The 23861-nt window shown below is 73.8% G+C and carries 27 protein-coding genes and 1 riboswitch; of the genes, 1 reads left to right on the top strand and 26 read right to left on the bottom strand.

Features of this window, described 5'->3' with window-relative positions:
* Positions 1–228: 228 nt before the first annotated feature.
* From AC3A5R_RS21225 to def, 14 genes are all read right to left on the bottom strand, one after another.
* A complete protein-coding gene (locus AC3A5R_RS21225; RefSeq protein ID WP_487622757.1) occupies positions 229–801 on the bottom strand; it encodes a flavin reductase family protein in 573 nt (190 codons plus the stop codon).
* Positions 798–1298 carry a PH domain-containing protein gene (locus tag AC3A5R_RS21220; protein ID WP_487622756.1) on the bottom strand — a complete coding sequence of 167 codons (501 nt, stop codon included), beginning with the start codon at positions 1296–1298 and terminating at the stop codon, positions 798–800. The genes AC3A5R_RS21225 and AC3A5R_RS21220 overlap by 4 nt, the downstream gene beginning before the upstream one ends.
* Entirely contained in the window at positions 1295–2140 is an 846-nt protein-coding gene (gene hisG, locus AC3A5R_RS21215; RefSeq protein WP_487622755.1) for an ATP phosphoribosyltransferase, read from the bottom strand. The genes AC3A5R_RS21220 and hisG overlap by 4 nt, the downstream gene beginning before the upstream one ends.
* A 52-nt stretch (positions 2141–2192) precedes the next feature.
* Positions 2193–2456, bottom strand: a complete 264-nt coding sequence (locus AC3A5R_RS21210; protein ID WP_487622754.1) for a phosphoribosyl-ATP diphosphatase — start codon at positions 2454–2456, stop codon at positions 2193–2195.
* Positions 2457–2500: 44 nt separating this feature from the next.
* A complete protein-coding gene (gene ribH / locus AC3A5R_RS21205; RefSeq protein WP_487622753.1) occupies positions 2501–3025 on the bottom strand; it encodes a 6,7-dimethyl-8-ribityllumazine synthase in 525 nt (174 codons plus the stop codon).
* Entirely contained in the window at positions 3022–4263 is a 1242-nt protein-coding gene (ribB, locus tag AC3A5R_RS21200) for a 3,4-dihydroxy-2-butanone-4-phosphate synthase (RefSeq protein ID WP_487622752.1), read from the bottom strand. Before ribB ends, ribH begins: the two co-directional genes overlap by 4 nt.
* A complete protein-coding gene (locus tag AC3A5R_RS21195) occupies positions 4260–4877 on the bottom strand; it encodes a riboflavin synthase (protein ID WP_487622751.1) in 618 nt (205 codons plus the stop codon). Before AC3A5R_RS21195 ends, ribB begins: the two co-directional genes overlap by 4 nt.
* Positions 4878–4880: 3 nt before the next feature.
* Entirely contained in the window at positions 4881–5894 is a 1014-nt protein-coding gene (gene ribD, locus AC3A5R_RS21190; protein WP_487622750.1) for a bifunctional diaminohydroxyphosphoribosylaminopyrimidine deaminase/5-amino-6-(5-phosphoribosylamino)uracil reductase RibD, read from the bottom strand.
* 13 nt (positions 5895–5907) lie between these two features.
* Positions 5908–6672 carry a nicotinamide riboside transporter PnuC gene (gene pnuC / locus AC3A5R_RS21185; protein WP_487622749.1) on the bottom strand — a complete coding sequence of 255 codons (765 nt, stop codon included), beginning with the start codon at positions 6670–6672 and terminating at the stop codon, positions 5908–5910.
* Between the two features lie 128 nt (positions 6673–6800).
* Positions 6801–6929: riboswitch (FMN riboswitch) on the bottom strand.
* A gap of 69 nt (positions 6930–6998) precedes the next feature.
* Positions 6999–7655 (bottom strand): ribulose-phosphate 3-epimerase, encoded by a 657-nt coding sequence (rpe, locus tag AC3A5R_RS21180; RefSeq protein WP_487622748.1) that lies wholly within the window; start codon positions 7653–7655, stop codon positions 6999–7001.
* A 48-nt stretch (positions 7656–7703) separates the two neighbouring features.
* Complete coding sequence (locus AC3A5R_RS21175; RefSeq protein WP_487622747.1) at positions 7704–8060, bottom strand: VOC family protein; 357 nt, start codon at positions 8058–8060, stop codon at positions 7704–7706.
* Positions 8061–8106: 46 nt separating this feature from the next.
* The gene (locus AC3A5R_RS21170) at positions 8107–9651 is read right to left on the bottom strand and encodes an RsmB/NOP family class I SAM-dependent RNA methyltransferase (RefSeq protein WP_487622746.1); all 1545 of its coding nucleotides are present in this window, start codon (positions 9649–9651) and stop codon (positions 8107–8109) included.
* Entirely contained in the window at positions 9644–10591 is a 948-nt protein-coding gene (gene fmt, locus AC3A5R_RS21165; protein ID WP_487622745.1) for a methionyl-tRNA formyltransferase, read from the bottom strand. The genes AC3A5R_RS21170 and fmt overlap by 8 nt, the downstream gene beginning before the upstream one ends.
* A 7-nt stretch (positions 10592–10598) precedes the next feature.
* Positions 10599–11144 carry a peptide deformylase gene (def, locus tag AC3A5R_RS21160; protein WP_487622744.1) on the bottom strand — a complete coding sequence of 182 codons (546 nt, stop codon included), beginning with the start codon at positions 11142–11144 and terminating at the stop codon, positions 10599–10601.
* Between the two features lie 186 nt (positions 11145–11330).
* On the opposite strand from def, the gene AC3A5R_RS21155 reads away from it, so the two are divergent.
* Complete coding sequence (locus AC3A5R_RS21155) at positions 11331–12194, top strand: hypothetical protein (RefSeq protein ID WP_487622743.1); 864 nt, start codon at positions 11331–11333, stop codon at positions 12192–12194.
* Between the two features lie 33 nt (positions 12195–12227).
* Here the strand turns inward: AC3A5R_RS21155 and AC3A5R_RS21150 are convergent, their stop codons facing one another.
* The 12 genes from AC3A5R_RS21150 to AC3A5R_RS21095 all read right to left on the bottom strand — a co-directional run bounded on the left by AC3A5R_RS21150 (position 12228) and on the right by AC3A5R_RS21095 (position 23857).
* Positions 12228–13529 (bottom strand): MFS transporter, encoded by a 1302-nt coding sequence (locus tag AC3A5R_RS21150; protein ID WP_487622742.1) that lies wholly within the window; start codon positions 13527–13529, stop codon positions 12228–12230.
* Positions 13526–14074, bottom strand: a complete 549-nt coding sequence (locus AC3A5R_RS21145; protein ID WP_487622741.1) for an ArsR/SmtB family transcription factor — start codon at positions 14072–14074, stop codon at positions 13526–13528. Before AC3A5R_RS21145 ends, AC3A5R_RS21150 begins: the two co-directional genes overlap by 4 nt.
* A gap of 58 nt (positions 14075–14132) precedes the next feature.
* On the bottom strand, positions 14133–15425 hold the full coding sequence (locus AC3A5R_RS21140; RefSeq protein WP_487622740.1) for a saccharopine dehydrogenase family protein: 1293 nt from the start codon (positions 15423–15425) through the stop codon (positions 14133–14135).
* A gap of 55 nt (positions 15426–15480) precedes the next feature.
* The gene (locus tag AC3A5R_RS21135) at positions 15481–17532 is read right to left on the bottom strand and encodes a primosomal protein N' family DNA-binding protein (protein WP_487622739.1); all 2052 of its coding nucleotides are present in this window, start codon (positions 17530–17532) and stop codon (positions 15481–15483) included.
* A 16-nt stretch (positions 17533–17548) separates the two neighbouring features.
* Entirely contained in the window at positions 17549–18769 is a 1221-nt protein-coding gene (gene metK / locus AC3A5R_RS21130; RefSeq protein ID WP_487622738.1) for a methionine adenosyltransferase, read from the bottom strand.
* A gap of 81 nt (positions 18770–18850) precedes the next feature.
* Positions 18851–20098 carry a bifunctional phosphopantothenoylcysteine decarboxylase/phosphopantothenate--cysteine ligase CoaBC gene (gene coaBC, locus AC3A5R_RS21125; protein ID WP_487622737.1) on the bottom strand — a complete coding sequence of 416 codons (1248 nt, stop codon included), beginning with the start codon at positions 20096–20098 and terminating at the stop codon, positions 18851–18853.
* Between the two features lie 26 nt (positions 20099–20124).
* Entirely contained in the window at positions 20125–20388 is a 264-nt protein-coding gene (rpoZ, locus tag AC3A5R_RS21120; RefSeq protein ID WP_323101854.1) for a DNA-directed RNA polymerase subunit omega, read from the bottom strand.
* A gap of 64 nt (positions 20389–20452) precedes the next feature.
* Positions 20453–21100, bottom strand: a complete 648-nt coding sequence (gmk, locus tag AC3A5R_RS21115) for a guanylate kinase (protein WP_487622736.1) — start codon at positions 21098–21100, stop codon at positions 20453–20455.
* A 2-nt stretch (positions 21101–21102) separates the two neighbouring features.
* Positions 21103–21417 (bottom strand): integration host factor, actinobacterial type, encoded by a 315-nt coding sequence (mihF, locus tag AC3A5R_RS21110; protein WP_487622735.1) that lies wholly within the window; start codon positions 21415–21417, stop codon positions 21103–21105.
* Positions 21418–21570: 153 nt separating this feature from the next.
* Complete coding sequence (locus AC3A5R_RS21105) at positions 21571–21960, bottom strand: hypothetical protein (RefSeq protein WP_487622734.1); 390 nt, start codon at positions 21958–21960, stop codon at positions 21571–21573.
* Between the two features lie 68 nt (positions 21961–22028).
* The gene (gene pyrF / locus AC3A5R_RS21100; RefSeq protein WP_487622733.1) at positions 22029–22871 is read right to left on the bottom strand and encodes an orotidine-5'-phosphate decarboxylase; all 843 of its coding nucleotides are present in this window, start codon (positions 22869–22871) and stop codon (positions 22029–22031) included.
* Positions 22868–23857, bottom strand: a complete 990-nt coding sequence (locus AC3A5R_RS21095) for a dihydroorotate dehydrogenase (protein ID WP_487622761.1) — start codon at positions 23855–23857, stop codon at positions 22868–22870. Before AC3A5R_RS21095 ends, pyrF begins: the two co-directional genes overlap by 4 nt.
* Positions 23858–23861: the final 4 nt, after the last annotated feature.

Genomic DNA, 23861 nt, shown 5'->3' with positions numbered 1-23861 from the left:
ACTGGACCGCCACCCGCGACAACGACGCACGCGTGCACTGGCGCACCACCGCCGGCCGCCGCTACACCACCCAACCCCAGGACTGGCTCGAGGACCTCCGGCCCGCTCCCCCACCACCACCGACGCCCCGCCGCTACGACGACTCACCGCCACCGTTCTGACGTGCCGTGGGCGGGTGTCAGCCCGACTACGTCATCTCTTCGGAGACGGCCGGTCGCCTGCCAGGCGTCAGCCCCAGTAGTCGTCCATCGGCTCGGGTACGTCGTCGCGGGCCGCGCTGCCGCGCCGCTCGGTGACCGTGAAGCGGCCGCGGTAGAAGAGCATCGGCCGTCCGGCCTCGCCGTCCTCCAGGCCGCGCACCCGGCCGATGACGACGTCGTGGTCGCCGGCGACGTGCACCTGCTCGACCGTGCAGTGGATGCGAACGATCGCGCCGGGGATGCTCGGGCCGCCGTGCTCCGATGCCGACCACTCGAGCCCGTCGAAGCGTCGCCCCTCCGTCGAGCCGAACCGGGCGACGACGTCACGCTGGTCGTGCTCGAGGACGTTGACCGTGAACCGCCCCTGCTCGCGCATCCGGGGCCAGGACCGCCCGCGGTGGTCGGCGCAGAAGAGGACGAGCGGCGGCCGCAGCGACACCGAGGCGAACGACTGGCACGCGAACCCGACCGGCTCGCCCTCGGTGCCGTAGCCGGTGATGATCGTGACGCCGGTGGCGAAGTGACCGAGTGCGTGGCGCAGGTGCTCCGGCGAGGGCTCGACCGGCGTCGGGTCCGCGTCGGGGGTCGGAACGTCGGTCACGGCCGCTCGCCCCCACCCGGCTCCCGGGCCTCGCCGAAAGCCTGCACGAGCGCCGCGAGCCGCGAGGCCTCCCGGTCCGCCACCTCGCCGTCGGCCTTCTGGATCGCCATGACGGCCACGGTGTCGCCGTCCTCGAGGTCGAGGCTGACCCACGGTTCACCCCCACCGAACTGGACGCCGACGACCTCGGCCCACTCCAGCGTGCGGGTGACCACGAGGTTGCGCACGACGAGCCCCTCGCGGCTCGGCACCGCGACGATCGACGCGTAGCGCCACGCGACGATGGCCAGAACGACGCCGATCCCGAAGAACATCAGCCGGTCGCCGGCGCCCCAGTGTCCGAGGGTCTGCGTCGGCATGAGGAGGGCGATGGCCCCGAACAGCACGAGCGAGCCCCACGCTGCGGCGAGCGCCACGACCCGGCCACGACGCGGGCGGAACGGCGCGAGCGCGTCACCGTGGGGGTGCGCGGCAGCGGGGACCGCGTCGCTGTTCACAGCCGGCACGCCGCGATGTCGGTGACGAGGATGGCCCGCGCCCCGAGGTCGTAGAGCTCGTCCATGAGCCGGTTGCGCCCGACGCGGGGCACCATGGCGCGCACGGCGACCCACGCATCGTCCTGCATCGGCGAGACCGTCGGCGACTCGAGGCCAGGGGTCAGCTCACAGGCCTTGTCGACGAGGTCCTTGGGGCAGTCGTAGTCGAGCATGACGTACGTGCGCGCTGTGATGACGCCCGCGATGCGCCGCTGGAGCACCTCGATGGCCTGGGCCTCTCCCGGGCGGTCGCCCCGGATCAGCACGGCCTCCGATCGCAGGATCGGCTCGCCGAAGACCTCGAGACCCTGTTGACGCAGGGTGGTCCCGGTCTCGACGACGTCGGCGATGCAGTCGGCGACACCGAGGGTGATCGCGGTCTCGACCGCACCGTCGAGGCGCACGACCTCGGCGGCCAGCCCGCGGGCTGCGAGGTCGGCGCGGACGAGCCCGGCGTAGGAGGTAGCGACGCGCTTGCCGGAGATCTCATCGACCGACCCGACGTGCCCGGGCTTGCCGGCGTAGCGGAACGTCGACGCCCCGAAGCCCAGGGTCATGACCTCGACAGCGCCCGAGCCGGAGTCGAGGAGCAGGTCGCGGCCGGTGACCCCGGCGTCGACGGTGCCCGAGCCGACGTACACGGCGATGTCACGCGGGCGCAGGTAGAAGAACTCGACGTCGTTGTCGTGGTCGGTGACGACGAGCTCCTTGGTGTCGCGACGCGTCCGGTAGCCCGCCTCGCGGAGCAGGTCGACGGTCGCCTCGGACAGGGAGCCCTTGTTGGGCACGGCGATGCGGAGCATGGGGTGGTCCTCGGAGTCCTCGAAGTCGGTGTGACGGTGGGACGCCCGCGCCTCAGAGGTGCGCGTAGACGTCGTCGAGCGTGATGCCCTTGGCGATCATGAGGACCTGCAGATGGTAGAGCAGCTGGCTGATCTCCTCGGCGGCCTCGTCGGTGGTCTGGTACTCCGCGGCCATCCAGACCTCGGCAGCCTCCTCGACGATCTTCTTGCCGATGGCGTGGACGCCGGCGTCGAGGGCCGCGACGGTGCCGGAGCCCTCGGGCCGCGTCTCGGCCTTGTCGGCCAGCTCGGCATACAGCTGTTCGAAGCTCTTCACGAGAGGCAAGCGTACGGGGGCCCGGCCCCCGACCCCGACCCCGCTCACTCCGTGGCGGTCCTGCTCGCCGGCACGACGTGCGCGCCGCCGTGGCCGGCGCCGGGGGGCGACACCCGGGCGAGGGCCACGACGGTGGCGACCGCCGCGGTCGCCGCCTCGTGGCCCTTGTCCTCCGCCGAGCCCGGCAGGCCGGCCCGGTCGAGGGCCTGCTGCTCGTCGTCGCACGTGAGGACGCCGAACCCGACCGGCGTGCCGGTGCGCACCGCGACGTCGGTCAGCCCGACCGCGGCCGCCTGGCAGACGTACTCGAAGTGCGGTGTGCCACCGCGGATGACGACCCCGAGGGCAACCAGCGCGTCGTACCAGTCGGCGAGCCGGGCGCACGCGACCGGCAGCTCGAAGGTGCCGGGCACCCGCACGACGTCGACGTGCTCGACGCCGGCGTCGGCCAGGCCTCGACGGGCGCCGTCGAGCAGCCCGTCCATCACCGTCTCGTGCCAGCTCGCCGCGACGACGGCCACGCGCAGGCCGCGCCCGTCGGTGTGGATGGTGGGGCCGCCGTCCTTCATGCCGTCTCCTGTCCGTGCCGGGCGTCGTCGGTCGGGATGTCGTGACCGAGGCGCTCGCGCTTGGTGATGAGGTACTGCTCGTTGTCCTGCCCGACGGGGCCGTGGATCCGCTCGACGGCCACGACGTCGAGCCCGAGGCCGCGCAGTGCCTGCACCTTCCTCGGGTTGTTCGTGAGCAGCACGACGCCGTCCACGCCGAGGTCGTGGAGCACCGCCGCCCCGGCCGCGTACTCGCGGGCGTCGACCGGCAGCCCGAGCGCCGTCTGCGCGTCGACGGTGTCGGCGCCGCGGTCCTGCTGGGCGTAGGCGCGCAGCTTGTCGACGAGCCCGACGCCCCGGCCCTCGTGGCCACCGAGGTAGACGACGACGCCACCCTCGGCCCCGACCCGCGCCAGGGACGCCTGCAGCTGCGGGCCGCAGTCGCAGCGCAGCGAGCCGAACGCGTCGCCTGTCAGGCACTCGGAGTGCAGACGCGTCAGCACCGGACCCGTGCCGGACAGGCCGTGCAGGCCGCGTGGGCTGACGAGGGCGACGTGCTCGTCGCCGGTCAGGGTGTCACGGTAGCCATGGGCGGTGAAGGTGCCGTGGACCGTCGGGATGCGGGTCGTCGCGAGGCGCTCGACACGGTCGTGGCGCTGGCGGTGCTCGACGAGCTGCTCGATGGTGACGACGGGTAGCCCGTACTCGCGGCCGAGGGCGACGACGGCGTCGAACCGCATCATCCGGCCGTCGTCGTGGACCAGCTCGCCGATGATGCCGACGGGCTCGAGGTCGGCGAGGCGCGTCAGGTCGACAGCGGCCTCGGTGTGGCCGGGCCGGGTCAGGACGCCACCGTCCTTGGCGCGCAGCGGCAGGATGTGCCCGGGTCGGATGAGGTCGCCGGGCCCCGACGCGGGGTCGGCGAGCACCTGGGCGGTGCGCAGCCGGTCGGCCGCGCTGATCCCGGTGGTGACGCCCGACGCGGCGTCGACCGACACGGTGTACGCGGTGCGGAGCGGGTCGCGGTTGTCGGCCACCATGAGCGGCAGCTCGAGCCGGTCGGCCACGGCGGCAGGCACCGGGGCACACAGGTAGCCGGACGAGTGGCGGATCGTCCAAGCCATCCAGTCCTCGGTGGCGGTGGCCGCGGCGAGCACGAGGTCGCCCTCGTTCTCGCGGCCCTCGTCGTCGAGAACGAGGACGGGCCGTCCGGCACGCAGTGCGTCGAGAGCGTCCTCGACGGTCGACAGCCCGCTCATGACGTGACCTCCTGCGGCCGGGAAGGGCGGTGTTCGAGCAGTCGCTCGACGTACTTGGCGATGACGTCGACCTCCAGGTTGACGAGATCGCCGACTCCCTTGTGCCCCAAGGTCGTCAGGTCCAAGGTCGTCGGGATCAGGGACACCGTGAAGGTGTCGTCGGTGACGGACGCGACGGTGAGCGAGACGCCGTCGACGGTGATCGAGCCCTTCTCGACGACGTACCCGGCAAGGTCGCTCGGCAGGGTCAGCTCGACGGTCTCCCAGCGATCGCCGGGCGTGCGCGCCGTGACCGTCGCCGTGCCGTCGACGTGCCCCTGCACGACGTGGCCGCCGAACCGTCCGTCCGCGCGCATGGCGCGCTCGAGGTTCACGCGGTCGCCGGGCCGCAGCGCGCCGAGCGAGCTGCGCCGCAGCGTCTCGGCCATGACGTCGACGGTGAAGCCCTCGGCGTCGTGCTCGACGACGGTGAGGCAGACGCCGTTGACGGCGATCGAGGCGCCGTGCACCGCGTCGGACACGACCAGCGGACCGGTGATGCGGAGCACGGCAGAGTCGACGCCGTGGTCGAGCGCGGCGACCGTGCCGAGCTCCTCGACGATTCCGGTGAACATGGACTACTCCTTCGTGGTGGCGTGGATGCGCACGTCGTCGTCGACGAGCGTCACGTCCGCCGTGTGCAGGCGGAGGGTGTCGGAGACCGTGCCGATGCCGAGGTCGGCCACAGCGTGGGGACCGGCCCCGAGAAGGGCCGGCGCGAGGTAGGCGTACACGTCGTCGACGAGCCCGGCGCCGAGGAAGGCGGCCGCGAGCGTCGGGCCGCCCTCGAGCCAGACGTCACGGATACCCCTGTCCCACAACAGCTCCAGCGCCTCCTTGGGGTCGTGGGTCCGCAGGTGCAGGAAGTCGTGGGCCCCGGCGTGCACCGCAGCGGACGCCGGGACGTCGCGCAGGCCCATGACGACGCGCAGCGGCTGGCGCGACAGGTCGGTGCCCGACGCGTCGCGCACCGTGAGGCGCGGGTCGTCGGCGAGGAGCGTCCCCGTGCCGACGAGGACGGCGTCGCGCGTCGCGCGCAGCCGGTGCACGTCGGCACGCGCCCCCGGGCCGGTGATCCAGCGGCTCGAGCCGTCGGCCGCGGCGCTGCGCCCGTCGAGCGTCGCCGCGAACTTCCACGTCACGAGGGGGCGCCCGAGTGCCACGGTGCGGGCCCACCGGGAGTTCAGCTCCGCGGCATCGTCGGCGAGCAGACCACCGATGACGTCGACACCTGCCGCGTGCAGCTGCTCCGCGCCGCCGGCGGCGTCGGGGTTCGGATCGCTCTGGGCGAACACGACCCGGGCCACGCCCGCGTCGACGAGCGCGCCCGCGCAGGGGCCGGTGCGTCCGTGGTGCGCGCACGGCTCGAGCGTCACGTAGGCCGTCGTGCCCGCGGCCCGCTCCCCCGCGTCGGCGAGGGCGACGACCTCGGCGTGCTGTGTGCCCGCGCCGTGGTGGTAGCCCTCACCGGCGACGGTGCCGTCGGCGGCCACGAGCACGCAGCCGACGCGCGGGTTGGGGTCGGGCCACGGCCCGGCTGCGGCGAGGTGGAGGGCTCGTCGCATCCAGGCCGAGGCGGCCGTGTCGCCCATGTCGAGCCCCCGGTCAGCCGGTCTTGACGGCGGTCAGGTCGGGCTCGACGTCCACCCGGTCGGCCGTGCGGGTCACCTTGACCCACTGGAGGAAGCCGTAGACGACGAAGAGGCCGTAGAAGATGTACAGCACGGAGGTCGGCACGTAGTCGGTGGCGAACCCGAGCGGCACCCCGACGAGGTCGACGGCGATCCACGCGAGCCAGAACTCGTTCCAGCCGCGGGCCATCGCGTACGTCGCCACGATCGAGCCGACGAAGATCCACGCGTCGCACCAGAAGTACCACCACTGCGGCGACCAGAACGGGTTCGGGGCCGCCTCGGAGAGCATCCGGAAGACCTGCGCCGCGATGACGGTGCCGACGAGCCAGAACGCGACCGACACGGTGCGCTCGCGACCGGTGGCCCAGCGCGGGGTGATGGCCACGCCCGACGCGTCACCGGAGTGGTTGAGCCGGCGCACCTGGCTCCAGCGCCACCACCCGTAGATGCTCGTGACGATGAAGAAGATCTGCCGGCCGGCCTGCCCGAAGAGCGGGATTCGCTGGTCGGCGCCGAAGAGGGCGCCGGTGTAGACGAAGAAGAGCAGGATGTTCGCGACGATCCCGACCGGCCAGGCCCAGACGAGGCGCTTCATCCCGAGGTAGGCGGACGCGACGCCGATGAGGACGCCGATGAGCTCGGTCCAGTGCAGCTGGTAGGGACCGATGGGGATGGCGGCGTCGAGGACCTGCTGGAACAGGTTCTGCGAGGCGTCCGCGACTGCGAGTGTGACCATGTGGTGTTCGTCCTCGGAGGTTCGTGGTGTGTGTCGGACGAACTCCGGGGGTACTCCACAGGTCGGGTCGGGCGGGCGCGGGCTGCGCGGACCCGCGGGTGCGCGCACACCGGCCGTCGACGGCCTGTCTCGTGCTGCCTCCCATCCGGACTTTCACCGTCGGTCCTGGAATCCCACCAGGTCAACCGGCCGCTGGATGCGGTCGGGTCGCGGACTGTAACCGCCGGCTCGGAATTACACCGACCCCGGAGCACGTGCCTCCCAGTATGCACCCGCCCGCTGAGGCGTCGCACCCGGCGTCCGGGTGACGCGCGCCACGGCCCGGCTCAGTGGCGGTGGCGCTCGGCGAGCGCGCGCAGCTGCTCGACTGCGGCGGACGCGTCCTCGGCGCCGTAGACGGCGGACCCGGCGACGAAGACGTCGGCGCCCGCCTCCGCGCACTGCTCGATGGTGTCGGCGCTGACACCGCCGTCGACCTGGACCCAGATCTCGCCGCCGTGGCGCCGGACGGCCTCGCGCACCTGCGCGACCTTCGGCATCTGGTCGGCCATGAACGACTGCCCGCCGAAGCCGGGCTCGACGGTCATGACGAGGACCATGTCCAGCTCCGGCAGCAGGTCCTCGTACGGCGCGAACGGCGTGCCGGGCTTGATCGCCATCGACGCGCGCGCGCCCGCCGCGCGGAGCGTCCGGGCGAGCGCGCGAGGGTCCCGCGCCGCCTCGACGTGGAAGGTGACCGACTGGCAGCCCGCCTCGGCGTACGCCGGGGCCCAGCGGTCGGGGTCCTCGATCATGAGGTGGGCGTCGACCGGGATCGGGCTCACCTTGAGAAGCGCCTCGACCACCGGCAGGCCGAGCGTCAGGTTCGGCACGAAGTGCGCGTCCATGACGTCGACATGAGCCCAGTCGGCGCCGCTGATCCGGCGCAGCTCGGACTCGAGGTTGGCGAAGTCCGCGGACAGGATGCTCGGGGAGATCTGCACGCGCACAGCCTAGGGGTGGCGCCGGGCTGCTCCGTCGTCAGGAGACTCTCAACCGACACACAGGCAGAACGGGTGTCCGGCCGGGTCGAGGAAGACGCGGAAGCTCGTCCCCGCCTGGTGCTCGTGCCGGGTCGCCCCGAGCGCGAGCACCTCGGGCTCGGCCGCGTCGAGGTCCTCGACGACGACGTCGAGGTGCATCTGCTGCGGCGCCTGCTGACCCGGCCACTCGGGCGCGCGGAAGTCCGCGACCTGCTGGAAGCAGATGCAGTTGCCGTTCTCGGCGCGGATCTCGGCCCACCCGTCCGACACGTCGACCTTCCAGTCGAGGAGTGTCCCGTAGAAGGTGGCGAGGGCGGCGGCGTCGGGGCAGTCGATGACGAAGCTGGGGTACTGGGCGATGGCCATGCGCCGGACCCTAACGGCCCTTCCGGACGTTCGGCGTCCGGAAGCGTCAGCGGCGGCGCAGGAGCGCCAGGAACATCGCGTCGGTGCCGTGGACGTGGGGCCACAGCTGCACGTAGGGCCCGTCGCCGAGCCCCGCCAGCTCGCGGCCCGACGCGTCCCGGAACAGCGGGCGTGCGTCGACCACCTCGATGTCGTCACGCTTCTTCAGCACGTCGGCCACGACGAACCGCGTCTCGTTGAGGTGCGGGCTGCACGTGGCGTACGCGACGAGCCCGCCGGGTGCCGTGGCCTCGATCGCCGACGCGAGCAGCTCGCGCTGCAGCCCGGCGAGCGCCGCGACGTCGCCCGGGGTGCGCCGCCAGCGCGCCTCGGGACGGCGACGCAGGGCCCCGAGGCCCGTGCAGGGCGCGTCGACGAGCACGCGGCTGTAGCGTCGCGGCTCCTCGGCGCCCATGTCGCGGCCGTCGCCCTCGCGCACCTCGATGCTCGTGCCGGCATCGGCGGCCGCGGCTCGCGCCGCAGCCAGCGTCTGCCACACGAGGTCGGCTCGGTGCTCGCTGACCTCGTTGGCCACGAACGGGATCCGCCGCCGGACGGCGAGGGCGGCGAGCAGGCCAGCCTTGCCACCGGGCCCGGCGCAGAGGTCGAGCCAGCGCTCGTGCGTGGCTGCCTCGCCCGTGACGTCGGCGGCGGCGAGGGCCAGCGCGAGCAGCTGAGACCCTTCGTCCTGCACGGCGGCACGCCCCTCACGCACCGCGCGGATGGACCCCGGGTCGCCCTCGGGCAGCACGGCACCGACCGGGCTCGTCGGCGACACCTCGGCGCCGGCGTCGACGAGCTCGTCGACGCTCGAGAGCCCGGGGCGAGCCACGAGGGAGACGCGCGGTGGGGCGTTGTCGGCCGTGAGCAGCGCCGTGAGCGGCTCATCGACGTCGGAGGCGGTGGCCGCGCCGTGGCCGATGAGGGCGGCGCGCAGCGCCTTGACGACCCACGCGGGGTGCGACGTGCGGACCGCGAGAGCCTCGACCGGGTCGGCAGTGCGCTCGGTGACGGCCTGCACCCACGCGTCGAGGTCGCGCTCGCTGACTCGGCGCATGACGGCGTTGACGAAGCCGGCCGCGCCGGCGCCGTTGACCTGCCGCGCGAGGGCGACGGTCTCGTCGACGGCGGCGTGGGTGGGAACCCGCATGCCGAGCAGCTGGTGCGCGCCGAGGCGCAGCGTGTCGAGCACCCGAGGGTCGATCCGGTCGACGGGCCGGTCGGCCGCCACGGACACGATGGCGTCGTAGAGGCCGCGCAGGCGCGTCGCCCCGTAGACGAGCTCGGTGGCGAACCCGGCGTCGCGGCCGCCGATCCGCTTCTCGCGGAGGTGCTTCGGCAGCGCGAGGTTGGCGTAGGCGCCCTGGGCGATGTCTCGCATCACGGTGTACGAGGCGAGGCGCGCCGGGTCGGTGCGGCGTGCGCGTTCCGACGGACGCTGGGAGGAGCGGTGCTGGGCCGAGCGGTTGCGCGCCGGTGGCCGCTGCCGACCCGTGCGGCGGGACCGGTCGGAGTCGCCCTGGCCGCCCTGGCCGGAAGGCTGGTCACTCACCGCCGAGCACCTCCCCCGCCTCGACGCGGGTGCCGCGGGCCCAGTCGGCGGCGGGCATCGGCTTCTTGCCGTGGGCCTGGACGGTGCCGAGCCGGACCGGCGCCGTGCCGGTGCCGACGAAGACCGCCCGCTTGGTGACGACGAGCTGCCCGGGGGGCAGGGCGCCGTGGCCGGCGACCTCGTCGGGTGCAGCGAGGGTCAACGGCGCGACCTTGAACCGCTCGCCGCGGAAGGTCGTCCAGGCGCCCGGTGCCGGCGTGCAGCCGCGGACGAGGCGGTCGACGGCGATGGCCGGGTTCGACCACGTGATGCGCGCGTCGTCGACCTCGATCTTGGGGGCGAGCGAAACGCCTTCTGCGGCTTGCGGAACCGCGACGAGGTCGCCGCTCGCGATGCCGTCGAGCGTGGCGACGAGCAGCCCGGCGCCGGCAGACGCGAGCCGGTCGAGGAGGTCGCCGGCGGTGTCGGTGGGACGGATCGTCTCGGTCATGACGCCGAAGACGGGGCCGGTGTCGAGGCCCTTCTCGATGAGGAACGTCGAGGCACCGGTGACTTCGTCACCGGCCATGATCGCGTGCTGCACGGGGGCCGCACCGCGCCAGGCCGGCAGGAGGGAGAAGTGCAGGTTGACCCACCCGTGCGTCGGTACGTCGAGCGCCGCCTGCGGCAGGAGGTTGCCGTACGCCACCACGGGGCACGCGTCTGGCGCGAGCCCGCGGAGGGCGTCCAGGAAGTCCGGGTCCCCGGCCCGTGACGGCGTCAGCACGGGCAGGCCGAGCTCCTCGGCGCGCCGGCGCACGGGCGAGGCCTCGAGCCGACGCCCCCGGCCGGCCGGAGCATCGGGGCGGGTGACGACCCCGACGACCTCGTGCCCGGAGGCCGCGACGGCATCGAGGCTGGGCAGGGCGACGTCGGGCGTGCCGGCGAAGACGACCCTCACAGCGCCCTCACAGTGCCCGGCCGAAGGTCGAGTGGGGGCTGATGCGGACCTCCGGCGGGTGGTCGGCGAACCACTCGGCCTCGCGGATCGCGCGCATCGCGGCCTTGCGGGCCTCCGGGTCGAGCCGGTCGATGAAGAGGATGCCGTCGAGGTGGTCGGTCTCGTGCTGGACGGCCCGGGCGAGCAGCTCGGTGCCCTCGAGGACGACGGGCTCGCCCCACATGTTCTGGCCCTTGGCGACGACGGACAGGGCGCGCTTCGTGTCGAACGCGAGGCCGGGGATCGACAGGCACCCCTCCGGGCCGTCCTGCTCCTCCACGGACAGCTGCAGGTCCGGGTTGACGAGGTGCCCGAGGACGCCGTCGACGTAGTAGGTGAACACCCGCAGCCCGACGCCCAGCTGCGGGGCTGCGAGGCCGGCACCGGGCGCGTCCATCATCGTGTCCTCGAGGTCCTTGACGAGGACCCGCAGCTCCTTGTCGAAGTCGACGACCTCGGCGGCGCGGCTGCGCAGCACGGGATCACCGAAGAGGCGGATGTCCTTGATCGACACGGATGCGGGTCCTTCGGTCGGGTCCGGGCGGGCAGGCCCGATTCTAGGCCCGCGGCCCCGAGGCCCCTGGAAGTGGTGCAAAAAGCCCGAAATGAGCACGAAATCGGGCGAAGAGGTGGAGTGTAGGGTCTGCCACTTCACGCATTCCGGCACCCAGCCGGAGGGCCCGATCCCGAGGAAGCCCGCATGCATCACCCCTCCCCCAGCCGCACGCGCTTCCGGCGCCTCCGCGGCGTCCTTCTCGCCGCCTCGGCAGCCGCGCTCCTGGTCCCCTTCGCGACTGCCGCGACCGAGGTCGTTGCCTCCCCCACGACGGAGGCCGTCGCTGCGGCGCCCGCGACGAAGCACTTCATCACCAACCTCCACGGCTCGACGGCTCCCAAGGGCCTCGGCTACGACGTCTTCGACACCGGCGCCTCCGGCGTCGCCGGGCTGCCGACCGGCGTCCAGGGCCTCGTGTGGCTGGGCCAGAAGTGCCCGACGCCTGCCGACGCGACGTTCCGCGCGACCGTCGACAAGCTCGCCGGAAACGCCAAGGTGTTCGGCTACTACCTGTCCGACGAGCCGCACATCGCCGACTGCCCGGGCGGTCCAACCGCACTGGCCAGCCGCGCCGACTACATCCGGTCGCGCACGAAGGGCGCGCAGATCTCGTTCATCGTGCTGTCGAAGGTCGCCGACTTCAGCCGGTTCCGCCCTGCGGCCAGTCACGTCGACCTCGTCGGCCTCGACCCGTACCCGTGCTCGACGGCCTCCCCCACGTGCCCGACGGCGAAGATCACCGACAAGGTCACGGCCGCCCGGCAGGCCGGCATTCCCCTGGCGGCGATCGTGCCGGTGTTCCAGACGTTCGGCCAGCAGGGCATCTCGGGCGGCTACTACCGGCTGCCCACCGCTTCGCAGATGCAGTCGATGCTCTCGGAGTGGCGCCGCCTCGTGCCGACGCCGGTGATGGACTACTCCTACGGTTGGGGCCACCAGAGCTCGTCCAACCCGACGCTCGTCGACTCGAGCGGCCTGCAGCGCGTCATGGCCACCCACAACGGGTGACGGCCCGCTGACCAGCACGCCCCGGCCGGGCGGTCAGGACCTCGCCTCGAGGGCCTCGCCGCCCGGCTGGGCGACGCTCGGTTCGGAAGCGTCGGCGCCGTCGTCGTGCGTCAGGTCGCGCACCGCGCGCGACAGCAGGGCCGACAGGGCGACGACGAGGTAGACGACGGCACTGCCGACGAGCAGCGTCTCGAGGTCGACGACGGAGGCGAGCCAGCCGTAGAGGAAGGTGCCGACCGGCATCGCCACGAACGACCCGAGCGCGTCGTAGCTCGACACCCTGGAGAGAACCGCGAGCGGGACGTGCTCGTGCAGCGCGGTCGACCACCCGACCCCGAACACCTCGACGGCCGCGCCCGCGACGAGGAAGCCGAGAGCCACCGGCACGAGCGACGGGTCGAGACCGAGCATGGCCATCGGCACGGCGAGCACCGTCATCGCGAGCATGCCGGCCCGCAGCGGGTGCGGCAGGCGCAGGCGCAGCATGACGAGTGTCATGAGCACCGTGCCAACGGCCTCGGCCGACAGGATGATCCCCCATCCCGCCTCTCCGATCGAGCGGTTCGTGGTCGCCACGAGCGGGCCGAGCACTCCGAGGACGCCGATGTGGATGGCGTTGAGGACGCCGAAGACGAGCACGACGACCCAGAGCCACTGGCGCCGGGTGAACTCGCTCCACCCCTCCCTGATGTCGCGCACCATCGAGGACCGCTGGGGCTTCGCACCCGATGGCGCGGGCGCGTCGGTCCGCGGAAGCCGCACCCGCGAGAGGCACACGATCGCCACGGCGTACGTCAGGGCGTCGACGGCCAGGGCCCAGCCCGGTCCGACCGACACGACGAGCCCGCCGGCGACGGCCGGTCCGACCACGGCCAGCCCGCTGCGGCTGAACGACAGCAGGGCATTGGCCTGCTGGAGCCGCGACCGCTCGACGACCAGCGGCACGATGCCCATCATCGCCGGCATCGTGAAGGCCGACACGGCGCCGTTGAGGGCCTCGATGACGGTCAGCTGGGTGAGGGTCGCGTGCCCGCTGATGACGAGCACGGCCGCCACGGCCTGGGTGAGCAGCGTCAGGGCGTGCGACACCTGCATGACGGTGATGCGCGAGAACCGGTCGGCGATGACGCCGCCGACGAGCAGGCAGACGACCATCGCCAGCGTGCGGGCCCCGAGCACCTGGGCCAGGGCCCCGGCCGAGGCGTCGACGTGCAGGACGGCGAAGGCGAGCGCGACCGGCGCCATGACCGTACCGACCGTCGAGACGGTGCGGGCGGCGAAGTACCAGGCGAACCGCCGGTCGCCGAGCGCCCCGAAGGACTGGCGCAGCCTCATGACTCCTCCTGCCCTGCGTCATCCCCGGAGCGGAGGCGGAAGGCGGCCACGGACAGTGCCACCCGCACCGTGCCCTCGGTCCGCGGTGGCCGGGCCGACGCGTGCAGCAGCGTGCTCGCCTCGTCGACGAGGGCACAGACGCGGTCCCACGCCTCGGGCTCGACCCAGAGGTCGGCGTCGGTGAAGCGGCTCGGGGTGCCCTGCTGCCGCTCGAGGAACCGACGGGGGATCATCTCGGCGAGGACCCGCACGTAGGCGAGCCGGTCCTCCTCCTTGCTCGCCCGTGGCCGCTGCACGGGCGCGTCCCACGGGTGCCGGTACTTCTTGGCGCGCCCACCTCGCACGCGCTCCTCGCCGGCGACCTCGAGCAGGCCGGCCGACTCGAGCAGCCGCAGGTGGTAGCTGGCGTTGGCCTGGGTGACGCCGAGCTCGCGGGCCACCTCGGCGGCGCTCAGCTCGGCACCGGTGAGCAAGGAGAGCATCTGCAGCCGCAGCGGGTGGGCCGTGGCGCGGAGCTCGCTGATCCGCTCTTCCTCCAAAGACATGTTTGGGAGTATGACGGTGGCGGTGCCCAACCGTCAAGCATCTCTTTGGGGGTCGGCGTCAGGCGGTCGCCTGCCGTTCCACCTCGAGGGTGAAGCCCTGCCCGCGAAGGCGGTCGGCCAGCCGCTCCCCGAGGGCCGTCGCGGGCGTGCAGACTCCGGTGCACCGGGGCAGGGCCTCGTCCACCGCGAGCGCGAGCACGGCCTCCCCGAGCATGACGGCGCTGCCGTCGTAACCCGGGTCGAACGGGGCGGCGACGCGTGTCACGTAGCGCGCGCCGGTCGTCGTCGTCGCGTGCACGTCCATCCGGAACCGGCCGGCGGCGCGCTGCTCGGCGCTGGGTCCCTCGCCCGGTGCGGGCAGGAAGCGGTCGAGGACGGCGCGCGTCGGCGCGTACGACAGCCCGGCGAGTCCCCCGACGAGCCCGATGCCGGCACCCGTGGCGACGACTCCGGACAACGGGCCGCGCCCGAAGTCGACGACCTCCCGATAGCGCAGACCGCGACCGTACGACCAGTCGGTCAGGGTGTTCGACAGGCGCACGATGCGGGTGTTGAAGCCGGCCATGACGAACGGGCCGCTCCACCGGCCGCTGCGGGGGTCGCGGTCGACCGGCACGAGCCTGCGCACCCGTCCGACGACGCCCCGACGCCGCCCGCCCCCGTTGCTCGGCTCGTCCGCGCGTCGCGGGCTGAGCGCGTACGGGTCCGCGAGGAGGCGTCGAGCGCCGTCGTCGGCGCGCGCCGCGATCGCCTGGCGCCGAACGGAGTCGACGGTACCGCCGGAGAAGCCGCCCTTCATCGACCGAACCCGCAGCGTGACGTCGGTGAGGGTCCCTTCGCCGTCGGCCGCCGCGCGCCGGGCCGTGAGCAGCACCCCGAGATCGGAGGGGATCGAGTCGAAGCCGCACGCGTGCACGATCGCCGCACCGGTCTCGCGAGCACGCGCGTCGAGCTCGTCGAGCGACCAGCGCACGAAGAGCACCTCGCCGGTGAGGTCCGCGTAGTGGGTGCCCTCCTCGGCGCACGCCCGGGCCACCTCCCGCCCGTGCGCGTCGTAGGGCCCGACGGTCGTGGCGAGCACCCGGGTGCGCGCGGCGAGTGCGCGCAGCCCGGCCGCGTCGGCGGCGTCGACGGCCACGACCTCCCAGCGCGACGCCACGGGGTCGGCACCGGACAGCTCGACGCGCAGGGCCTCGAGCTTCTCGCGGGACCGGCCGGCGAGGGCGACGCGCACGGGAGCGCCGGGTTCGTCCGCAGCCCGCCGGGCCAGGTGGGCTGCAGTCAGGGCACCGACGAAGCCGGTGGCGCCGTAGAGGACGATGTCGAGGTCGCGCGCAGGCAGGGACGGCATGGTGACCACTGTGCCAGCCTGGCGGGGCGGCCGACTCCCCCGACGCGAGTGGTGCTCACCACCCGTCGACGGGGTCGACCCGCACCGTGACGACGTCGGCCTCCTTGCGCGCCGACCGGAACGCCTTGAGCGCCAGAAGCGCCCGCGTCAGCGCGGAGGTGTCGGCCGAGGGCACGCGGACGAGCACGTGGTGGTCGCTCGGGCGCCGCTCCCCCTCGGCGTCGCCCGAGCCGCCGCCGGGGCCGCGTCGTGACGCCACACCGCCGGCGAGGGGCACGGGCCCCAGCACCTGCGCCGACGCCGGGAGGTCGGCCTGCTCGAGAGCCTCCTGGAGCGCCCGGCGAGTGCCGGTCAGCTGGGCGACGCGGGCGGCAGGCGGCAGACCGAGCTCGCGTCGGTCGGCGAGCTCGCGCTCGGCCAGCCAGGCCGGGTCCCAGCGCACGAGGGCCTCGACGGCGGGCAGGGCGACGCCGTCGGGCACGCCGCAGAGCACGACCGCCCGGCCCTCCCGCGCCAGGGCTGCGGCCGCGGTCCAGCGGCGCAGCGCCTCGAGGGGCGCGTCGTGCACGGGCAGGTCGAGGCTGGCCCACGCATCGAGCAGGAGCACCCCGGTGTACCCTCCGTCGGCCACGGGTTCGGCACCGGGCGTGGCGATGACGAGGGCCGGCTCGCGGCCGACGGACCGCAGCACCTCGCCCGAGCCGGACGTGTGCACCCCGACACCCGGGAAGGCCCGGCCGATCTCCTCTGCGGTGCGCCGCACCCCGGTGATCGACGAGCGCAGCCGCGGCGAGCCGCACTCGACACACCGGAACGACCCCGGCGTGACGGCGAGGCCACACCAGCGGCAGGCCGGCGCCGCGCCCGACGCACCGACCGACACGGGCCCCCGGCAGCGCTGGCACCGCACGGGCGTGCGGCACTCTGCGCAGCTGAGTGAGGGCAGGTAGCCGCGCCGGGGCACCTGGACGAGCACGGGTCCGTCGACGAGGGCGTCCTTGGCGACGCGGTGCGCCCGGGCCGGGATGTGGGCGCGGGCGGCAGGTCCGTCGCGCTCCTCGTCCGCGCCCTCCCCCGCGACGCCGACGCGGGGCACCGCGCCCCGCAGGCCGGGCCCGGGCTCGACGGGCACCAGCGCGCCCACCTCGACGTCGGCCTCGACGCGCAGACTGCGGGCGAAGCCGCCGGTGAGCAGGGCGGCGCCGGTGGCGGCCGCCCGCAGGCCGAGGACGACGCCGATGTGATGGTAGGGGGCGCGGGGCTCGGCCAGCAGGTCGTCGCCGTCGTCCCACCACGCGACGAGGCCGAGGTCGCGCACGGGAGCGAAGGCGGCGGCGCGGGTGCCGATGACGACCCGGACGTGCCCGCGCAGCACCTTGAGCCAGGCGGTGTACCGCGCCTGCGGCCCCTGGTCGGCCGTGAGCCGCACGTGTCGGCCCGGCCCCAGGGCCGCCGTCAGCGCGGCGTCGAGGCGTTCGACGTCGCGGTGGTCGGGGACGACGAGCAGCGAACCGCGCCCGGCGGCGAGGGCCGTGGCAGTGGCGACGGCCAGCGCTGCGGGCCAGTCGTGGTCGGGCGTGCGACCCGGCAGGGCGGTCCAGGCCGCTGCCGGGCCCTCCCCCGCGGTCACCCGACGCAGCCACGCCGGACCGGCCGGATAGGCCGCCCACGGGCCGGGGTCGGGCACCTCGACGGGTTCGACGACGGGTGGCTCGAGGGCCAGTGCGCGCTCGGCGGTCGCGTGTCGCTTGGGCACGGCGAGGCGCAGCACGTCGCTCAGCGTCCCGGCGTACCGGTCGGCGACGGCCCGGCACAGCGCGAGGACCTCAGGCGTCAGCACCGGCTCGGCGCTGACGACCCGGCGCAGCGGGGCCAGGCGCCCGTCGTGCTCAGGCGTGGCGCGTCGCTCGACGACGAAGCCGTCGAGGTCGCGGCCGGCGAAGCGGACCCGGACGCGGGCGCCGGGGACGGCGTCGGCGTCCAGCTCCTCGGGCACCGCGTACTCGAAGAGCCGGTCCAGGTGCGCCAGCGGCGTCTCCACGACGACCGCAGCGACCGGCCCGGAGGCCGGTCGCTGCGACCGGTCGTTGCTCGGTACGTCGCCCACGGGGGCGAATCTAGCCTCAGGCGGAGACGGCGGCCCTCAGGGCGTCCACACGGTCGGTGCGCTCCCACGTGAAGGCGTTGTCGATGCCGTCGGCCTTGGTGCGGCCGAAGTGGCCGTAGGCGGACGTCGGCTTGTAGATCGGGCGGAGCAGGTCGAGCGCGTCGACGATCGCGGCCGGACGCAGGTCGAAGACGTCGCCGATGGCCTGCTGGATGGCGTCGACCGACACGGTCTCGGTTCCGAAGGTCTCGACGTAGAGGCCCACGGGCTGCGCCTTGCCGATGGCGTAGGCCACCTGGACCTCGCAGCGGCGAGCGAGGCCGGCCGCCACGATGTTCTTGGCCACCCAGCGCATCGCGTAGGCGCCGGAGCGGTCGACCTTGCTCGGGTCCTTGCCGCTGAAGGCGCCGCCGCCGTGACGGGCCATGCCGCCGTAGGTGTCGACGATGATCTTGCGGCCGGTGAGGCCGGCGTCGCCCATCGGGCCGCCGATCTCGAAGCGGCCGGTGGGGTTGATGAGCGCACGGAAGCTCGAGGTGTCGAGGTCGGTGCCGCTCGCCGCGAGCTCCTCGAGGACCGGCGCGAAGACGTGCTCGCGGATGTCGGGCTCGAGCATCCCCTCGAGGGAGACGTCCGGCGCGTGCTGCGTGGACAGCACGACGGTGTCGAGCTTGACCGCCTTGTCGCCCTCGTAGGCGATGGTGACCTGAGTCTTGCCGTCGGGGCGCAGGTAGGCCAGCTCCTCGCTCTTGCGCACCTGGGTCAGGCGCTCGGCGAGGCGGTGCGCGAGGAAGATCGGCAGCGGCATCAGCTCGGGCGTGTCGTCACACGCGTAGCCGAACATCAGGCCCTGGTCGCCCGCGCCCTGCTTGTCGAGCGGGTCGACGCCGCCGTGGCGGTTCTCGTGCGCCGTGTCGACGCCCTGGGCGATGTCGGGCGACTGGGCGCCGATGGAGACGGACACGCCGCAGGTGCGGCCGTCGAAGCCCTTCTGGGAGCCGTCGTACCCGACCTCGAGGATCGTGTCGCGGACCAGCTTGGGGATCTCGACGTAGCCGGTCGTGGAGACCTCACCGGCGACGTGGACGAGACCGGTCGTGACCATGGTCTCGACGGCGACGCGAGCCTGCGGGTCGACCCGCAGGAGGGCATCGAGGACGGAGTCGCTGATCTGGTCGCAGATCTTGTCCGGGTGCCCCTCGGTGACGGACTCGGACGTGAACAGACGTGCGGACACTGGCTCTCCCTGGCTCGGGTGCGGGTGGTGTGGCCCGGTCGGCGGCGCTCGTGGCGCGGGCGTGTTGCGTGAGTGTAACCGTCACCCGATGAGCGGGGTCAGGGTGTCCCAGAGTGCGTCGGCCACGGTGGCCTTGCTCGCGGGCCCGACCGTGACGACCTCGTCGGTGCCGCGTCGGAGCACGTGCACGGTGGTGTCGTCCTTGCCGAAGGTGAGGTCGGTGCCGACCTCGTTGACGACCTGGACGTCGCTGCCCTTGCGAGCGAACTTGGCGCGCGCGTGGTCCATGACCGACCCGTCGGCGTCGCCCGTCTCGGCGGCGAAGCTGACGACGAGTGGCCGCTGCGCGCCGAGGGCGTCGCGGTCGGCGACGAGGCCGCGGACGATGTCGGGGTTCTCGACGAGCTCGACGGTCAGCCCGCCCTCGCCCGGCGCCGCGGCGGGGTCCTTCTTGATCTTGCTGCCGCTGACCGTCGCGGGCCGGAAGTCGGCGGGGGCTGCGGCCATGACGACGACGTCGGCCCCCTGCGCGGCTGCGGTGACGGCGTCGCGCAGCTCGAGGGTGGTGCCGACGCGGACGACGCGGATCCCGTCGGGTGCCGGGAGGTCGACGTTGGCGGCCACGAGCGTCACCTCGGCGCCGCGGGCGGCGGCGGAGGCGGCGATGGCCAGGCCCTGCTTGCCCGAGCTCCGGTTGCCGAGGAAGCGGACCGGGTCGAGCGGCTCACGGGTGCCCCCGGCTGACACGACGACGCGGCGCCCGGTGAGCGGGCCCGCCCCCGACGTGCCCGACGCGTCCGACGTGCTGTCGAGCACCGCGAGGCATGCGGCGTAGATGTCCTCGGGCTCGGGCAGCCGCCCGGCGCCGGAGTCGGCGCCGGTGAGGCGCCCGACCGCAGGGTCGATGACGTGGACGCCGCGCGAGCGCAGCGTCGCGACGTTGGCCCGAGTGGCGGCGTGCTCCCACATCTCGGTGTGCATCGCCGGGGCGAAGACCACCGGGCAGCGCGCCGTGAGAAGGGTGTTCGTCAGCAGGTCGTCGGCCAGGCCGTGCGCGGCCCTGGCGAGCACATCGGCCGTGGCCGGTGCGACGACGACGAGGTCGGCGTCCTGCCCGATCCGCACGTGCGGCACCTCGTGGACGGAGGTCCACACCTCGGTCGACACCGGCTTGCCGGACAGCGCCGACCACGTCGGCGCCCCGACGAAACGGAGCGCCGCCGCGGTGGGCACGACCGTGACGTCGTGGCCGGCCTCGGTGAACAGGCGCAGCAGGGTGCACGCCTTGTACGCGGCGATGCCGCCGCTGACGCCGAGGACGACGCGCATCGGACCGGCCCCGCCCAACGGAGCGCTCAGCCCTCGGTGGGCTCGGACGTGAGCAGGCCCTCGTTGATCTCGCGCAGCGCGATCGACAGCGGCTTCTCGTGGACCTCGGTCTCGACGAGCGGGCCGACGTAGTCGAGCAGACCCTCCTGCAGCTGCGAGTAGTACGCGTTGATCTGGCGGGCGCGCTTGGCCGAGTAGATGACGAGCGCGTACTTGGAGTCGGCGGCGGTCAGCAGGTCGTCGATCGGCGGGTTGGTGATGCCGATGGGAGCAGCCTGGGTACCGGACACGGTGATCTCGTTTCGTTCGGGGGTCGGCGCGTACCTGCCTGACCGGGCACGCGAGGGTCGGGACTCACCGTTCGGCAGGTCCCGATCTCATCAATGATACGAGTTCCTCGCTCGCACGACGAACGTCGTCGTTGACGATGACCACGTCGAACTCGGACTGGGCGGCCAGCTCGGCTCGCGCCGTGGTGAGCCGCCGCTCGCGTTCGGCCTCGTCCTCGGTGCCGCGACCGACGAGGCGGCGCACCAGCTCGTCCCAGCTCGGGGGTGCGAGGAACACGAAGAGTGCGCTCGGCCACGTCTCGCGCACCTGGCGCGCGCCCTGCAGGTCGATCTCGAGGAGGGCGTCCCGGCCCTCGCGGATGGCCCGCTCGACGGGTCCGCGCGGCGTGCCGTACTTGGCGACGCCGTGCACGACCGCGTACTCGAGGAACTCCCCGGCCGCGACGAGACGGTCGAACTCGGTGTCGTCGACGAAGTGGTAGTGCACACCGTCGACCTCGCCCGGACGCGGCCTGCGGGTGGTCATCGACACCGAGAACCAGACACCGGGGAAGTACGTGCGCACGTACGCCGCGATGGTGCCCTTGCCGACGGCCGTGGGCCCGGCGAGCACGGTGAGGCGACCGACACGACGCGTCTCGGGCGTCGGCTGCGTCGGGGTTGCGCCGGCGGGGCCGGCGGCGTCGGGGGCGGCGTCGGCGACTCCGTCCATCACTACTTCTCGAAGCGCTTGAGCAGCGCCGCGACCTGGTTGGCGCCGAGGCCACGGACGCGTCGCGACTCGGCGATACCGACCTCGGCCATGATCGCCTTGGCGCGGACCCGGCCGACGCCCGGCATCGACTCGAGCAGCTCGGTGACCTTCATCTTGCCGATCACCGCGTCGGCCTTGCCGTCCTCGAGCACCTCGGCGAGCGAGCCGCTGGAGTACTTGAGCCGGTTCTTGACCGCAGCCCGTTCCCGTCGCGCGGCCGCGGCCTTCTCGAGGGCTGCGGCCCGTTGCTCGGGGGTGAGCGGTGGAAGCGCCACGGTGTCCGGTCTCCTGCCTGCGCGCGGGTGACGCATCCTGCGCCCCCGTCCTTCTCGTGTCTCCGCCCGAACCTAGCGATCCGCCGGGGCGCGCCGCAACGCGGGGCACGCGGGGCACTGCCCGACCGCCCGGGGGCGGCGGCGCCGCGAGCGTCACCGCGACAGGTCGACGCCGCACGTGGCGCGCGCGTGCGTCTCGACCTTCTTGGCGGTGGCCTCGTAGCCGGCCATCTGCTTCGTCAGGCCCTTGAGGTCGGGGTCGTCCACGGCGAACTTCTGGAAGAAGGTCCGCAGCGACGTCCACTCGGCGTGGACGTCGTCGGGGGCAGCGACCTCGATGGTGCGCACGCTGGCCACGAAGCGCGTCGCGGCGCCACGGTCGGCCAGGGAGGCGCCGGCCGACTTCCACTGGGACTGGGCGGCGCGCAGCGCGTCGCAGTACGCGGATGTGTCGGACCCGCCACCGCAGCCCGCGAGCGGGAGCGTCGCGAGGAGCAGGGCCACCGCAGCGATGGCCGGGGTGGCGGGTCGGACGCGACGCATGGCCCCTCCGTAGGCGCTGGCCGTCCCGGCGGACCGCGCCCGGCGCGACGCCACGACGGTGCCGCCGGTCAGGGGACGAGCGAGGCGGCGACCTCGCGGACCCGGGCCGCCAGACGCCTCGGCTCGGGTCCCGCCGACAGCACCTCGCGGCTGGACGCCGCGAGCACCTGCGTGCGCGCCCGCCCGAAGGTGCGGGCGAGGCTCTCGACGGTGCCGCCCTGGGCGCCGACGCCCGGCGCGAGCACGGGCGTCGCGGCCCCGACGAGGTCGAGGCCGAGGTCCCGGACGGCCGAGCCCACCGTGGCTCCGACGACGAGCCCGACGTGGCCGAGCTCGCCCCGGGCGGCGGCGGCCGCGTTGTCGGCGGCCGCTCCCGCGACCACGGACGCGGCGACGGACCGGTCGTCGCGCACCGCGTGCTGGACGCTCGCGCCCTCGGGGTTGGAGGTGAGCGCCAGGACGAACAGGCCGCGGCCGGTCTGCTCGGCGAGGTCGATGGCCGGGCGCAGCGACTCGTAGCCGAGGTACGGGCTGACGGTGAGGGCGTCGGGCGGGGCGACGGCGTCCTTGCCGAGGTAGGCCTCGGCGTAGGCGGCCATCGTCGAGCCGATGTCGCCCCGCTTGGCGTCGAGGACGGTGAGCGTATCGGCCTCGCGCAGCTCGGTGAGGACGCGCTCGAGCACCGCGATGCCGCGACTGCCGAAGACCTCGAAGAAGGCCGACTGCGGCTTCACCGCGGCCACGCGACCGGCGAACGCCTCGACGCACGTCAGGGCGAAGCGCTCGAGGCCCGGGAGGTCGTAGGTCAGGCCCCACGCCTCGACGAGGGCGCGGTGCGGGTCGATGCCCGCGCAGAGCGGCCCCCGCTCGTCCATGGCGGCGCGCAGGCGGGCGCCGAAGCCGGTCGTCATCGTCGGTCTCCGTGGTGTGGATGGGCGGCGCCGACGGCGTCCTCGAACCGGTCGAAGCCCTTGGCCTCGAGCAGCTCGGCGAGCTCGTGGAGCACCCTCACCGGCGCCTTGGGGTCGTTGAAGGTCACGGTGCCCACCTGGATCGCGCTCGCGCCGGCGGCGACGAGCTCGAGGGCGTCGCGGCCGGTGCGCACGCCGCCGACGCCGATGATCGGCACGGTCGGCATGCGCCCCTCGAGCATCGCCTGGCGCACCTGCCAGACGGCCCGCACGGCGACGGGGCGGATGCCGGGGCCGGACAGGCCGCCGGTGACGCCGCCGAGGTGCGGGCGCATCCGGTCGGTGTCGATGGCCATGCCGAGCAGGGTGTTGATCATCGTCAGGCCGTCGGCGCCCGCCTTGACGCACGCCGCGGCGATCGCCGTGATGTCGGTGACGTCGGGGCTCAGCTTCGCGAACACCGGCACGTCGCGGGGCAGCTGCTCGCGCACGAGCGCGATGACCTTCGCCGACGCCAGGGGGTCGCAGGCGAAGACGAGGCCGCGGTTGGCGACGTTCGGGCAGGAGATGTTCACCTCGACGCCGACCACCGCCTCGAAGGCACGGCTCGCGCGCAGCGTCGCGGCGACGTGCGCGTACTCGGTGCTCGAGCTTCCGGCGATCGAGGGGAGCACGCGGGCCCCGACGGAGTGCAGCCACGGGAGGTCGTCGTCGACGAAGGCCTCGATGCCGGGGCCCTGCAGACCGATGGAGTTGAGCATGCCCGACGGCGTCTCGGCCATGCGAGGCGTGCCGCGGCCGGAGCGCGGGTCGGCCATGACCGACTTCGTCACGAAGGCACCGAGGTCGGCGACGTCGAAGAAGCGGTGCAGCTCGCGGCCGTTGGCCGCGCAGCCGGACGCCGTCATGAGCGGGTTGGGCAGGCGGCGACCCGCGAGGTCGACGGACAGGTCGACTTTCCGGCCGGCGGTCTGGCTCCCCCGCATCCGA

Source organism: Intrasporangium sp. Soil_C_50 (assembly GCF_057656595.1).
This window is presented reverse-complemented; position numbering and strand designations above follow the sequence as displayed.

What these genes read in the sequence shown, in the direction of transcription:
- hisG (WP_487622755.1), bottom strand. Translation starts at nt 2,140, where the DNA reads ATGCTCCGCATCGCCGTGCCCAACAAGGGCTCCCTGTCCGAGGCGACC.
- ribH (WP_487622753.1), bottom strand. Translation starts at nt 3,025, where the DNA reads ATGAAGGACGGCGGCCCCACCATCCACACCGACGGGCGCGGCCTGCGC.
- ribB (WP_487622752.1), bottom strand. Translation starts at nt 4,263, where the DNA reads ATGAGCGGGCTGTCGACCGTCGAGGACGCTCTCGACGCACTGCGTGCC.
- AC3A5R_RS21195 (WP_487622751.1), bottom strand. Translation starts at nt 4,877, where the DNA reads ATGTTCACCGGAATCGTCGAGGAGCTCGGCACGGTCGCCGCGCTCGAC.
- ribD (WP_487622750.1), bottom strand. Translation starts at nt 5,894, where the DNA reads ATGGGCGACACGGCCGCCTCGGCCTGGATGCGACGAGCCCTCCACCTC.
- pnuC (WP_487622749.1), bottom strand. Translation starts at nt 6,672, where the DNA reads ATGGTCACACTCGCAGTCGCGGACGCCTCGCAGAACCTGTTCCAGCAG.
- AC3A5R_RS21175 (WP_487622747.1), bottom strand. Translation starts at nt 8,060, where the DNA reads ATGGCCATCGCCCAGTACCCCAGCTTCGTCATCGACTGCCCCGACGCC.
- AC3A5R_RS21155 (WP_487622743.1), top strand. Translation starts at nt 11,331, where the DNA reads ATGCATCACCCCTCCCCCAGCCGCACGCGCTTCCGGCGCCTCCGCGGC.
- AC3A5R_RS21150 (WP_487622742.1), bottom strand. Translation starts at nt 13,529, where the DNA reads ATGAGGCTGCGCCAGTCCTTCGGGGCGCTCGGCGACCGGCGGTTCGCC.
- AC3A5R_RS21145 (WP_487622741.1), bottom strand. Translation starts at nt 14,074, where the DNA reads ATGTCTTTGGAGGAAGAGCGGATCAGCGAGCTCCGCGCCACGGCCCAC.
- AC3A5R_RS21140 (WP_487622740.1), bottom strand. Translation starts at nt 15,425, where the DNA reads ATGCCGTCCCTGCCTGCGCGCGACCTCGACATCGTCCTCTACGGCGCC.
- coaBC (WP_487622737.1), bottom strand. Translation starts at nt 20,098, where the DNA reads ATGCGCGTCGTCCTCGGCGTCAGCGGCGGCATCGCCGCGTACAAGGCG.
- gmk (WP_487622736.1), bottom strand. Translation starts at nt 21,100, where the DNA reads ATGGACGGAGTCGCCGACGCCGCCCCCGACGCCGCCGGCCCCGCCGGC.
- AC3A5R_RS21105 (WP_487622734.1), bottom strand. Translation starts at nt 21,960, where the DNA reads ATGCGTCGCGTCCGACCCGCCACCCCGGCCATCGCTGCGGTGGCCCTG.
- pyrF (WP_487622733.1), bottom strand. Translation starts at nt 22,871, where the DNA reads ATGACGACCGGCTTCGGCGCCCGCCTGCGCGCCGCCATGGACGAGCGG.
- AC3A5R_RS21095 (WP_487622761.1), bottom strand. Translation starts at nt 23,857, where the DNA reads ATGCGGGGGAGCCAGACCGCCGGCCGGAAAGTCGACCTGTCCGTCGAC.